Raw genomic sequence first — 13343 nt, forward strand, 5'->3', positions numbered from 1 at the left:
CCCGCCCAGACTTTTTATTCCTCCAAGATATCCAAAACCTCTTTATACCCGATTGAATCCCTGAACTCCTCTTCAAACGTATACTGTCCGATCACTTTCTTCGCACGCTCTCGAAGATTCTCACCGTACACCGGAATTTCTCTCTTTTTGATATCCAACCCTCTCGTGAGCAGCGAACTCTTCTCCAGCTGATCGGGCAGTTCATCGAACTTCTTTGCCATTTCAGCTCCTTTTTTCAAATATGCTACCGCATGATCCGGATTTCCGCACTGATACGCCCAATTTCCCGCATACAGGCAGGTATTGATCGCACGAAGCCAGCTCTTGCCGTAATCGCCGTCGGGATAGACGATTTCATATACGGCAAGCTCGGTCTTCGCTGCTTCCAGCTTTTCCTCCGGCGAAATTTCCTTTGACCAATAAAACGCATTATTGACCGCACCGCCGAACAGGTAAATCAATTCCTGCACTGCGTTTTTACAAGCGTTTTTCTTTTGTTCTCCGGGCGGATAAAGAAAAGTCGCCACATAGTCGCGCCCGTTCTGCATCAACGGCATCTCGTCAAGAATCTTCTCCATATCCGAGAGCTGAATCCCGCTGTTTTCGACGAAACTCAACCGCTTATACAGCATGCAAATCAACTTTTTCGCCCAAATCCGGATGCTGTCTTCGGTGCAGTACTCGTTAATGTTCTCATAAATCGTCCGTGCCTCATCCAAAATTTCAAGCGCGCCCTCGTTTGTCGTGTTTTTTTCACCGATTAACGCGTTCAGATACCGTGCCAGCAGCCGGAAATCGCCCGGAAATTCGGTGATCGCCTCTTTCATCTTTTCGCGCACTTTACCGATTTCCCCGGGTTTCCACAACCTGTAATATTCGTCGATATAATTTTGCACCCGTTGCTCGCGTTCCGCCCGATTAACTCCCAGCATATCGTCAACCGTCGTTCCGAAGAACGAGGCGATCGACGGCAGCATCGTGATATCCGGAAAGGTCTCTCCGCGCTCCCACTTGCTCACCGCTTGAAACGATACCCCGAGAAAATCGGCCAGTTTTTCCTGCGTCAGCTCTTTTTCTTTTCTCAACCGCTTGAGGTTTTCTCCGAAATAAACCGTCATATGCTCGACCCCTTTCATCAAACAACCGCGCCGTTGTGATTTCATCTTATATCCGCCCTATCCGGAAAACAATAACCTTGTTTTTGAACTGATTTCTATCTATAGTTGAATATATCAAATATATATAGAAATTATACTTACAAACAAGCGGCTTGTCAAATAAGCCACTAAAATATCACTTATAATTCTTTACGCAATAAAATAAATCTCACTACATCATTCACTGGGTCTTGACTATCTAACCAATAATCGGGATAGATTCCTTTCCCTTCCTCAAACCCATTCATATTAAATACTTTATATCCCATCGAAAAAAAGAGATTTGAGTATGGCAGTTTATATAGCAGCGTATCTCCAAATTGTCCGCATCCCATAGATGCACTGCCTACGAAGACCTTATTTCTGACACAACGCCCATACATTATAGCTGATTCTCCGGAAGAAGCGACTTTTTTGTTTTGAATAATATATAAAGTCCCCTTATAATTCGAGCAAGCTAAATTTATACTGCCTTCCTCATAGATTTTAAAAGATTTTAACGGTAATAAATTCTCTAAAGAAGGATTATTAAGTACGGCGGCACTCATAGTCCATATAGCATAGTCGTTTAACCCCATAATGAAGCTTTTAGGATATTCACTATTCCCCCCGTTATTTGATAAAATTGACCAAACTAAATACTCGGTATTTTTATATTTCTGACCGAGTTCTCGATATTCATCAAATGATGGTTGAGGTGATTTAAAACTATATGTGGAATGGTGTACAATAGGTACACCATTTATTATATCTATCTTAACTCCTTCTTTTATTTGTTGAATATCATCTGTTTTACATGGATGCAATAATAACTCATATCCATTTATTGAGATATTGTTAGGGAATTGCAATGTATAGATTCCTAATAAGTATCTTTTATTTCCATTTGTTGCTGGCAAGGTCTCAAAAAGATAATCTTTGACTTGATTATATGAAAAACAATAACCTTCTTTAATGTCTTCATTACCTTTTATAACAATATATGAATCATCTTTTAATTCTAAAAGCAAATCGGTAAAATAAGCCCGGTATAGCTTTTTGAACGAATACTCTCCCTCAATTAAAAAAACAAAATGCGAATCAGTTATATATGGGTATAGTGCATGATGAATTACCTTCCCAAAGTCTGTAGTCGTTATGTCTTTTTCAGGCAACTCCGCCAATATTTGATTTTTAACATCAATAAAGTTAATTTTATCTTTATAATAATCATAACCGGCATATGAAAATTGCAAGATTTTAAAAAATACATCAATATCTTTTTCTGCTTCGTATTTTAAAATCCATTTATCAAAGCCCGGCTGATATTTTTGTTTTGTTAATGGTTTAATAGATTCTAAATCATCCTTATCAATAAAGAGGGGCTTTGCATTTTTATAGTATTTTTCGAATTCTTCCTTTTTCAAGTTTTACCTCCTTTTTGATATCATCCTCACGTCGTCTCGGTGTTCTTGGCTCTTGCCGATTCCGCCAGCCGGATAAGTTCGGTAAACTCACCTTTATGCAAATTTTCAATCTGTGTCTCAATTTGCTTAATTTCTTCTTCCGAAAATTCGATCTCGGTATATTTTTTCAGCGTCTCTTTCACTCCGGTTGTTTTGTAATCGTCGTTGACCTGCATCGACGCTTTGTCCGCTTCATTGCGATAGCAAAGCGCCGCAGCATACACCGGCATCAAAAACGAGGTATCAACACCGTGTTTTTTGGCCAACCGGTAAAGCCCGGTAATCCGGTCGTCGTTGCCGAGCTTGCGAACCGGGTCGGCGCCCACTCGCGCAACCGTGTCACGCAAACTGACATTAGAAAACCGATATTGCAGCTTCATTAAAAAGTCGAGCAGCGAATCATAGCCCATCTGCCCTTCGGCGGCGATGGAGCGCACCCCAACCAGTCCGGCCTGCTCGACCAAATAACGAATCGCCGGATCGGTCATGGCCTCGTGGATAAATTCATATTTGCCCGCCGCCAGATAAGCGCAGGCGCAGTGGCACATGTTATGCACAAACAATTTGCGCTGGATATACGGCTCAATCGGGTCGCAGAACAGCGTGTTGACCAGTTCCGGCTTTTTGCCGACCACCGCCGCGCCGTCGATCTGCAAAATCTCATACGGCTCACCGCGCACCAACAGCGGATCGTCCGCTTCGCCCTTGGCCAGTTCCGGCACCATGCGCCCGATGCTGGCCTCGATAAATCCGACGTTTGCGTCTATTTTCGCAATGGTCGCTTCGTCAAGGTGTTTGCATACCTGCTCGCGCATATAGTTGCCCGAGTCGTTCAGATTTTCGGCTAAAATGATGTTTAAAGGCGCTTTCCCCGCGTCAATGCGCGCTTTGATGCCCTCTGCAATCGGCTGCGCGATATACTGCAGGTTGCGCGCCCCAACGCTGGTTACCATCAAATCGGCGTCCAGCATTTCTTTTGCGGCAATCCCGGGCTGCGAACTGTCCTCGGCGCGGAAGCTGTCGATGTAAAATTCCACGGTCTCGTCGTTAGTCACGAGCCGCACCGGATAGCGTTTTGCCTCGTTCAGCATGCGCACCAGATCTTTGCCCAATTCCAAAAACACAATCTCATATCCGCTGGCGTGCAGAATCTGGCTGATAAAACACCGCACCAGTTTCCCCGCCCCGTAAACAACCGCCCGTTTTGCCATAATCCCTTGATCTCCGTTCACAAATAGTTTCAAGATTTACCCTGCTATCATACCTTAAAAAACCGATAAAAACAAGTAGGGCGGGCTGACCACAGCCCGCCGCATATCTTCTTACCTATGCTTCTTCCACTCACAGTCCTCAGTGTATGTCATCCTGAGCGAAGCGCTTTGCGCGTAGTCGAAGGATCTCGGCTTAATTAAAGCCTGCGGATCTCCGTGAATACCTTTTCAGGTTCTAACCCTTACTCGCAGTCCTCGCTGTCCAGTTCCAGCGCCTTGATTTTTCCCTCCGGGTCGTCAATCAGCGTGCCGACGTTCTCCGAAACCACATTGTACATCGCCAGCCGCCCGATGTCGGACACCTCACCCGTCGCCAAAAACACCGGTTCTTTCCCGGCCTTGCAATACAGTTCGCTGTTGCGGATGACCATGTGTTTGACCATGCCCTCGGCCGCGATATACGGATAGGTCTGCGGCGCGTCACCCTCATCCTGAATATGCAGCCCATCGATCACCAGCGAATCGATCTGCGCCGGTGCATATCCCATGCCCTTCATATCGGAGATGCCCTCGAGCCAAATCAGATAGCGGTCGTCGGTCGGGTCGCGGTAATAGATATCTTTTAGCGTCATGCACTTGTGCTTGCCGGAGATGCGGAACAAAAACCGTCTGGTATAGGTATAGTCGGCCTCGGTCTGCCGCAGGTCGACATTTTCGATAAAGATATTGCCGTAGTCGCCTTGGAAGCCCTTTTTGCGCAGATCCCACGCGTGCAGATAAAATCCGAAACTGCGGTAAGTGCCCGAGACGTTTCGAATCGTAACCCGATCAATCGGATTTTCACGCGATAAAATCCGCACGACCTGCGAAGCGTCATCGGATAACACCGTGTCAATGACAATATCCGACATCGGCCCGACGGTGGCATACGGGTGCATCCAGTTGCGTTCCTCGCCGTTGGCCTCTTCGTCGCCATTCAGCGCGATCATGTCGTCGCCGGTCTTGCCCTGTACGTTGCGAATCGTCAGAAACCGCCCGGGTCCCTGCACATGAATCCCGTCCTGATTGCCGCAGCGGATATAATCCGGCAGCTCAAAGCGGATATTCTCCATCACGATTTTTTCCCAGTTGGTGATTAAAAACGCAAAGGTGCGGTGGTTACGGATGACCACGTCGCGCACCAATAAATTCTCGATGCCGAAAAACGAGATCAGAACGACCAGCGAGTCGCCCTCGGGATAGGGCTTTTCGGGCGGGACATGGTGCGCCTGATGCAGGCAGTTTTGGTTGTAGGTGCCGCCGACCAATTTGATGTTGCGGTCAATCCGCTCACCTTTCGACGGGTGCGCATTGATCAGCATCGCTTGATTGGAATTATCGGCCTGATAAAACCCGCAGGCGTCGTTGAGGCATTCGATGGTCGTGTTGGAATAGACCGTCAGCCCGGTAATCAATGCCGCGCCGTCCATGATCAGGCGTACGCCGCCCTCGGTATTTGCCGTATTCAGCGCCTTTTGCAGCGCCGCAGTATCGTCGGTCCCTCCGCCGGTATAAACGTCGCTGTCAAGTTTCGCCCCGGTCTCGCTTGCATAGATGGTTTTCATGCGCATATTTCCCGCACCCCTTTGCTTATTCTTACCAGATTATACGGATACCTCAACGAAATGTCAATTAGTTTTCATTCTTACCTGTCGGAGCAATTCAATATCAGTATTTAATTCCGGCAAATGTCGTCCCCAGTGATATATAATTCAAACTACCTTTTTCAAAGAAAAATCTGATGTAATGTTTTCCGTTATCACTGCAATAACCAAACGTTTCATAATCTTCCCCTTCATCATAAACATCTTCATTATAACAGGAAGAACCGTATGAATGATGCTCGATATTGTGGTTCTCACCGAAAATTACCTGAACATCCTCCGGGGTTGATTTTCCGGTTGTCAGGCCAAAAACCGTGACCTCACCTTCCACTCCGATGATATCAATAAACAAGATTTTATTTCGGTATGACATATAATCCTCTACATAAGCTACCGTCACATTCGCATTCTCGAAGTAATAACAATCCGCGCCTAGCCCGTAATAATACGGTTCCCCCTTTCCGAATTCATTCTCGGCATTTCCGATCGGATCGCCGATTCTGATATCAAAGGCGTCATATTTTCCCGCTTCAAGACACGCCAAATAATATTCATTGCCGCTCAGCCCCGTAAAATCAATACTGACCGCAAACGAAACCTCAGATGGTAACGATCTTGTGCTGCTTGCTGCGGACGAAGTCTTGTTTGAGACAATCGAAGCCGCAGAACTCGCCGAACTTGCACGATGTGAAGTTGGAACAGACGAAATTCCCGAGCTAGTCCCACCTGTCGCCGCACATCCGACCAGCAGGCACACGAACAATAAACCTGTTACGATCTTTTTCATAAGCGCTCCTCCATTTTGTCGCACTCACTTCCACACGTATTCGGAGACCATATCGGAATCAGGCCCCACACACAACCACTTATCTCCGACAAACCAGATCAATTTCCCCTCATAACTGCAAAAGGGCGTACTCTCATTGATGACCGGATAGTCACTGAGAGATTTGCATGCTCCGGGCAGTTTTGTGATTTTATCGGAGGCGTAGTCATAATAACACAATTGAGAGTAATACTCATCGTTATACCTCTCGCCGTAATATATCCCCTGATCGCTGACGGTATAAATGCAAACACATGGGATTTCCTTAACTTTTAGGGTGCTTTCGTCCATCACATAAATCGGTCCGCTGCCCGGTTCTCCCTCAGGATGATGCCAAGTGGATGAAAAGATTATTTTGTCTCCGGCCTTATCTAAGAACTCCAGTTCCATATTCTCAATATCTTTAATCACCGGAGTCACTTTTTGGTCACTGTTTCGATATGCATAAACCGTGGTCAGTGTTGTGCTCTCCTGATTCGTGCCATCTTTATCCACAGCCACCCGGTATTCCGAATAATAGGTGTATTTATCGCTCTGGAAATGAACATTAATAAGAGGTGCTACATAGAGATAATCCGGATAAACTTCATGGGGAGTATTCCAATTATTTATTTCCGAGATCGTTTCTTTGACCGGCATCCACAGCCCATCGGTACCGACCAGCGTCACATCCGCCGTCAATTCTTTTGAAGGTTCCATGCTTCCGAATTTTTTATCTTCATATAGACGATACCACGAAAACTTAGTGGCGTACCGTGCCGGTGTTACGGTATACACCACACGAAACCGGATCATATGTTCATTACCACCATCCAGAACGGTAATTCTCTTTATTGAATAATCCGAAAGCGCGTCGCCTTGTCCGTTGAACAGTTTGCCCGCGAACCAATATCGGCAAAAAACCTCCGGTGCTTTATCCTGCTCCGCGGCAATCGGCGATTGTGATCTGCACGAATAATGATTGATATCATCTGCCACATACCAATTTCCAGCGAAATTTTTCTTAATACGGACATTTTCCAATCTGTCTCCTGATTGCATCTCACTGCCCAAACCCCAAAACTGAATCATTTCTCCGTCATAAGACACTGCTTTATAATTATTCTGATCCAAAATAAAAATTATCGCGCTTGCAATCTTTTCGGTTTCTCCGGACACAGTTTTCGAAGCCGCCGATCTTGTAGACAACTCTGAAGATGCTTCCGGTATTAATACCGAAGGTTCTGAAAACACTTGCGACGCCACCGGTGTCTCTGAAATTTCTGAAATATCTAACCCCACGCCCGACGTTCCCGGCCCCGCACAACCCGCGATCATCAATAAACCCGCCAAAGCAAACCTCATTATTTTTTTCATACGATTTCTCCCTGCGTTTTAAGCAATCCCGTCTCAAAACCAATCCTGGTCATATATCTCTAAAATCTCAATCGAGTTCACAATAATCCGTTTACCCTCAACCGTAAACTTATACTCGCTCTTCCAAAGCAAATGGTTATCTTCTTCATCGATAAAAGTCATTAAAACCGTATAATTTCCATCTCCGGTATCTTCAATCTGATCAATCTCAGGTCCCCGACCGCCGCCGCCGTAGCCGAATTCATTCGCCCATACCCCTGCCTGACTCGGCGAATATCCGGTCACCTTCATAAAATCAATTTTCTGATTAAACAGGTAATATACATATTTATCAATAATCTCTTCTTTATAAAATTTGTGTGAACAAGTGAGGTCAAGTTCTCCTTCCCACTCTTCAAATGTTGAGAAACTCAAAGCAACAAAAATCATCTCATCATAACAGCCGATCTTGTCTTTTTCAATTTTATCAAAATTATATTCGCGGAGACCAATAATCTCCAATGTCCCGGCAAGGCTAATGAATATCTCCTCAAGTGTATCATCACCCGTCCATTCCTCTACATCGTTTAAAAGCGCTTCCCAGTAAGCGTCGTCCTTAACCGGAGCCGCCCGTTCAGGAATCAACGAATAGGTGTCTTCCGGAATTTCCGGAGATACGTATCTGTCGCCTTCAAAGATATCATCACCAACAATTTCATGCGTATTCTGACTCTCTGAAACGACTGCTGTTTGATTTGAAGATTCAACACTCACCTGCGAAACCACCGATTCCACAGACGATTCCGCGCTTGAACTGTTCACGGAAACCTCCGCTTGTCCGCACCCGCTCAACAACAGCAAACCCGCCAAAGCAACTACGATCACCTTTTTCATATTCTGATCCCTCTTTTCTAACAATCATTCAATGCGTATCGGTTTCTTCCAAACTCACGGAGATATATTTATAATCATCACTCGTGCAATCGATCACAAACCGCTGCACCCACGATTGAACCGGCGTCCCTTCTTCATTCAATTGTTCTCCTGTGGTCTTGATATAAAACTCATATTGTCCATTTCCAAGTGTCTTGCTCGACAGCACTTCAGTCTCGTAATAATATTCTCCCGCGAAAGGATAAATCAGATAGGTCTCTGTTTTGGAGTTGTATTCTTCAATTAGCGACCGGTCGACGGAGACGCCAAATTTCGAGAGTATATACTCGTCCACTGCGTCCGCCGGCAGCGTGATACACCACTCGTCCTCATTAAAATACGGCTTGAGTTGACTTTTCACATGTTCCGTAAAATCATAAATCCCAAAATACATAACGATCTGAAATGCCTCTTTATAATCAAAATCGCCATGATATTCTGCTTCGGCAGAATAAATCAAATTATATCCTAATGCGATTTTTTCAAAGTCAATTTTGCCCTCCGATGTATACGGCAGTCCCGCTGTCAGCGATATATTCTTCGGAACCGTCGACGGTTCGCTTTCAATCAATTCGGATATATCGCCTTGAACCAGAGAATAGCTTTCCGAAACAATTACCTGCTTCGAGGTATCGCTTTGTGCCGACTCATTTTCCTCCGAAACATTCGCCTGTCCGCATCCACTCAGTGTTATCAAACATAACAACAATACCGCAAACGCTCTTTTCATATTATCCCTCACGACTCCATTCCCAATAAGTATTCGTCATTATATCAACTCCGGTCTCAATGTTAAAATGATGCCATTTCTCCTCATAATCAAAATCGTACCACATTAAAATTCCATCGATGCACTGGCATGTATACTCTGTATCGTCACAGCTAAGAATCGCATCCTCCCAAATGTGTACAAATTTTTTCTCTTTCATGGAATAAACATAAAGAATCAACTGCGAATCGTCGTTATAATTTCCACAACAAATATACTCATCGGTTACCGCACAACGCAGATATTCCTTTGTTTCAATCACTTCACCGTTTTTTTCGGAAATACATATAAACCCGCAATCAAACCAGGTAAAATTACCACAATCATATTCATAAAAATAGATATCGTCTCCATATTGTGCGAGAAATCCCATCGTGACCGTCTGCGTCCGCCAAACCACATATACACTGCCATTGGTTTTATCATAGCGCTCCAAGGTTCCGATGAACTGCGGTAAATCATTCGGATCTTGCTCTTCTGCATAAGTTCTTATAAAAGTATAAGTGAATCTGTCTGTCTCATATAACAATACAGTTCTGTCTTCATATTCACCGTAGTCCTGGCTTTCTTTCAGATAAGGGTAAATTAGATCGGTATCACGAGTATACGAATACCACCCCTTATAATATTCAACCAATGTGATGCGCTGGGTAATAGTGAGTGATTCCTGATCGGCTTTTCCAGATGTGTATTGATATGTTTTAAAAGAGATGGCATACGGTGCCGGTGTTATTGTGTAATTCACCGTAAAAATAATCGAACCGGATTCAAGGCCCGATTCTACCTGGATATCGTTAATTTTATAATCCGAGATAGCGCAATGCCATCCCGTGTTCATATAGCTTTCCAAAATGTATTGAACAAATTTCTGTGGTGCTTCCTCTCGATTATCCCATGACGCGATATTATAGGTTTTATATTGTTCTGAGGTTCCAATGATCTCTTCTTTTCCATTCGAATACACCTGAACTGTTACCGACTGGCAGCGGTATACGCCAACTTCTGATTCATACTCCGAAGAAGCCGGAATTTCTCTCCCGTCTGTTAAAACGCCGTATCCTTGATCTTTATTTCTTATAAAAACACAGCCCTCATCATAAGTATATTGTGTTATGATCTCCGGTTCAGATGACGCCTCCTGCGAAACCACCGATTCCGCAGATGAACTCACCATCGAACTTGTCTCCAGCTCAGACGATTCAATGTTTGAACCGGCCGATGAAACCTCCGCTTGTCCGCATCCGGCTAAAACCATAAAAAGCGCCAGGCAAATCATAATGATTCTTTTCATCGTCTTGTCCCCTTTTTCTATACCGACGGTCACACCTCGCCTGAAAACTCTAGTTCGCCCGTCCCTATCCCTTTGCCGAAATCACAATCTGGCTTATATTACCATAAAACTTGATTTCATGTCAATGCGCCTCTGTCGTTTCGGGTTGCCGATCAAGCTGTACTGTGGTAAAATGTTTTTAATCTCAAACCGCGACCGAAACCCGATAAAAACGCCCGAAAACGAGGAGCCGAAAATGAAACCCTTAAAAGCCGTCACACTGGAAATGAGTTTAAAACCCTTCCACTCGACCGACCAAAACGATGTCGAGGTGGTCTGCCGAGAACTGTTCGAGGCGTGGAAACCGCTGACCAAACACGCGCAGACCGTCTGCGTGCTGCTGTGGACGGCAGACGGCAGTGAGATTCTCGATTACGACGGCCGCGAAGACGCCGAACTGGAATGGTGCCGCTATATCGGCGGGGCGAATCCGCTTTTGAACCTGAATAAAGAGACCGATCCCGACGGCGTCGGCCTGCACACCCGCTGGTACCTCTACACCAAAAACCCGCCGACCTTCACCAACGGCTTTTTAAAACGTCTGATTACCACCTTGAAACGGATCGGAACCGAAGCGACGGGCAAGCCGATCCTCGTCGGCGAGACCTTCGACCCCGGCCCCGAATTCGCCAAATCCGACTTTAAATACAACCGCCACCGCGAAATCTGCGTCGGCGCCTCCATGGGTCAAAAAAGCATGGTCTGTTGTTATGCGACGCTCAATGCCGATTCCCACGCATACGCCGCCTATCCCGACGGAATCCCGGATAACACGCCGTTCGGCACGTTTTTCGGAAAACAAGCGCAACGGTTTCTGACCGATCTGGGGTTTGACTATCTGTGGCTCTCTAACGGATTCGGCTTCGGAACCGAGACCTGGAACGTCAATGGCGCGACTTTCGACGGCAAAACCTTTTATCCCGAAAAAATCGAAGAAACCCAACGACGCATTCTCGATTTCTGGCGCTTGTTCCGCAGCGAATTTCACCTGCCCGTCCAAACGCGCGGCACCAACCTGACTACCGGAATCGATTTTGCGACCGACGCGGTCAATCTTGAAAAAATCTACGCGGGCGATTTCAACATTCTGGCCCCGCCGAACTCGCCCTGGGCGGCAATCAACGGCGATTTCGGGCTGGAACTGGCGGGCTACCTGTCGCACATCGCGAAACTGCCCGCCTACGAAAACGATCCCGACAGCTATCTGTTCCGCTTTTATCTCCACGACCCGTGGTGGATGAACAGCCCGTGGCTGGATCGTTATGAAAGCCAACCCCACGACATCTATCTGCCGCTCTCGGTATCCCGCATCAACCCGCAGGGGCAGACCGTGACGCCGGATCATCTGAACCTGCTGACCGTCGACAATTCCCTCGGTGAAATGCCGGAAAACTGCGTCAACGAGGTCATCCCGCACCTGCTTAAGGGATTCGAGACTGCACCCGACGCACCCGCCCCGTTCGTCTGGGTCTATCCGTTTAACGAATACCACGAAAACGCCTCCGGCAATATCGCCAAGCTGTTTTTCGAGGATCGGTTCATCGTGCAGGCCATCAATAACGGACTTCCGCTCAACACCGTAATCGCCTCCGACGATTTTATCCGCCTTTTCGCCGATAGTCCCGATTTTCTGCGGCACTCGGTTCTCGTGGTTCCCGTACCCGCAAACAGCAGCCTGCTGAACGATGCACTTCTGCGTTTTGTTCAAAACGGCGGCCAAATCATGCTGTACGGCGCGCTCTCGTCCGCCGATGAAAAACTGTTAAACGCCTTAAAAATTCGCAACAAATCGCCCCTGACCGGTGAAATGGCACTGGAAACCCATTTTAAAGGTGATATTTTCCGAACCGGAACCTACTCTTCGCGGCTCTTTTACGACGGCGTTTTAACCGACGGCGGCGTCACCGAATCGACGGACGGCTCGCCGAACCTCTCCGCTCTTGCGGTAGTCCGTCAAAACGATCAAGCGCGCGTCGTCTTATCCCATACTTCCGATCCGAACCGAAACGGCGGCGGAATTGTCTGGTGCCGGGGGTCATCCTCTGCCAACGCGGAAACCGACCAAGATACCGCGCCGCTCGCCCGATATTTTGCGCTGGCCGCGGAACAATTCGGTTACAGCACCCGATTTGTGCTGCGGTCGCCGCAAACGCCTGCTCCGGTCATCACCCTGCACCGAAACCGCAATGCTCTTTGGCTCTCCGCTTACAATCCCGATACCACAACGGATATTCATTTCAATACACCTTTGGGCGCACCGCTTCTGACCGGTTTCGAGACCATCTTGGAAAACGGCCGTTCGGTCTATCGCCTGCCGCGCGCAGCTCACGCCCCGTGCCGCGTATTCGTCCGTCAGTCTGTCGGCGGCGTTTTGCAGTGCAAAGAACGCGCGCCGGTCAGTTACCGCCAACGGCACAAACTGGAGGTCAACGGCCTTCGGGACGCTTCAATTTATGTGCTTCCGCTCGACGGCGACTTTCAAGGGCTGGAACTCCTACTCAACGCGCAGCAGCCCTTTGTCATCGGAGAACCGTTTACGCCGAAGCCGGTCGAAACCGCATTCGGACCGGCGCTTTTTGCCGAACATGTGACCGGATCCCTGCAGATCTCCGATCTGTTTTTCCCGCCGGAATCTTCACAATCATAAAAAACGACAATCAGCCGATTGCCGAAAACGCCGAACCGTGGTAAAAT

Annotated in this window: 10 protein-coding genes; 1 reads left to right on the top strand and 9 read right to left on the bottom strand. The window is 46.9% G+C overall.

Going from position 1 to position 13343, the window contains the following annotated elements; all coding sequences use genetic code 11:
- Window positions 1–14 precede the first annotated feature (14 nt).
- The 9 genes from PK629_09410 to PK629_09450 form a co-directional block, all read right to left on the bottom strand.
- On the bottom strand, window positions 15–1163 hold the full coding sequence (locus tag PK629_09410; GenBank protein ID HOP11691.1) for a helix-turn-helix transcriptional regulator: 1149 nt from the start codon (window positions 1161–1163) through the stop codon (window positions 15–17).
- Between the two features lie 134 nt (window positions 1164–1297).
- On the bottom strand, window positions 1298–2563 hold the full coding sequence (locus tag PK629_09415; protein HOP11692.1) for a hypothetical protein: 1266 nt from the start codon (window positions 2561–2563) through the stop codon (window positions 1298–1300).
- Between the two features lie 26 nt (window positions 2564–2589).
- Window positions 2590–3846, bottom strand: a complete 1257-nt coding sequence (locus tag PK629_09420) for a hypothetical protein (protein ID HOP11693.1) — start codon at window positions 3844–3846, stop codon at window positions 2590–2592.
- A 209-nt stretch (window positions 3847–4055) separates the two neighbouring features.
- Window positions 4056–5423, bottom strand: coding sequence for a hypothetical protein (locus tag PK629_09425; protein HOP11694.1), 1368 nt, complete (start codon window positions 5421–5423; stop codon window positions 4056–4058).
- A gap of 97 nt (window positions 5424–5520) precedes the next feature.
- Window positions 5521–6243: a hypothetical protein gene (locus PK629_09430; GenBank protein HOP11695.1), complete on the bottom strand. Its 723-nt coding sequence runs from the start codon at window positions 6241–6243 to the stop codon at window positions 5521–5523.
- 24 nt (window positions 6244–6267) lie between these two features.
- Window positions 6268–7638, bottom strand: coding sequence for a hypothetical protein (locus PK629_09435; GenBank protein HOP11696.1), 1371 nt, complete (start codon window positions 7636–7638; stop codon window positions 6268–6270).
- 33 nt (window positions 7639–7671) lie between these two features.
- Complete coding sequence (locus PK629_09440) at window positions 7672–8511, bottom strand: hypothetical protein (protein HOP11697.1); 840 nt, start codon at window positions 8509–8511, stop codon at window positions 7672–7674.
- Window positions 8512–8539: 28 nt separating this feature from the next.
- Window positions 8540–9280, bottom strand: coding sequence for a hypothetical protein (locus PK629_09445; protein HOP11698.1), 741 nt, complete (start codon window positions 9278–9280; stop codon window positions 8540–8542).
- A 1-nt stretch (window position 9281) separates the two neighbouring features.
- Complete coding sequence (locus PK629_09450; protein HOP11699.1) at window positions 9282–10610, bottom strand: hypothetical protein; 1329 nt, start codon at window positions 10608–10610, stop codon at window positions 9282–9284.
- Between the two features lie 235 nt (window positions 10611–10845).
- Between PK629_09450 and PK629_09455 the strand changes: the two genes are divergently transcribed.
- The gene (locus tag PK629_09455) at window positions 10846–13296 is read left to right on the top strand and encodes a hypothetical protein (protein HOP11700.1); all 2451 of its coding nucleotides are present in this window, start codon (window positions 10846–10848) and stop codon (window positions 13294–13296) included.
- Window positions 13297–13343: the final 47 nt, after the last annotated feature.

The organism is Oscillospiraceae bacterium (genome assembly GCA_035380125.1).
GTDB lineage: Bacteria > Bacillota > Clostridia > Oscillospirales > JAKOTC01 > DAOPZJ01.

Excerpts from the sequence above, each read along its gene's own strand:
- PK629_09450 (HOP11699.1), bottom strand. The coding sequence starts at position 10,610 with ATGAAAAGAATCATTATGATTTGCCTGGCGCTTTTTATGGTTTTAGCC.
- PK629_09455 (HOP11700.1), top strand. The coding sequence starts at position 10,846 with ATGAAACCCTTAAAAGCCGTCACACTGGAAATGAGTTTAAAACCCTTC.
- PK629_09410 (HOP11691.1), bottom strand. The coding sequence starts at position 1,163 with ATGAAATCACAACGGCGCGGTTGTTTGATGAAAGGGGTCGAGCATATG.
- PK629_09445 (HOP11698.1), bottom strand. The coding sequence starts at position 9,280 with ATGAAAAGAGCGTTTGCGGTATTGTTGTTATGTTTGATAACACTGAGT.
- PK629_09430 (HOP11695.1), bottom strand. The coding sequence starts at position 6,243 with ATGAAAAAGATCGTAACAGGTTTATTGTTCGTGTGCCTGCTGGTCGGA.
- PK629_09425 (HOP11694.1), bottom strand. The coding sequence starts at position 5,423 with ATGCGCATGAAAACCATCTATGCAAGCGAGACCGGGGCGAAACTTGAC.
- PK629_09435 (HOP11696.1), bottom strand. The coding sequence starts at position 7,638 with ATGAAAAAAATAATGAGGTTTGCTTTGGCGGGTTTATTGATGATCGCG.
- PK629_09440 (HOP11697.1), bottom strand. The coding sequence starts at position 8,511 with ATGAAAAAGGTGATCGTAGTTGCTTTGGCGGGTTTGCTGTTGTTGAGC.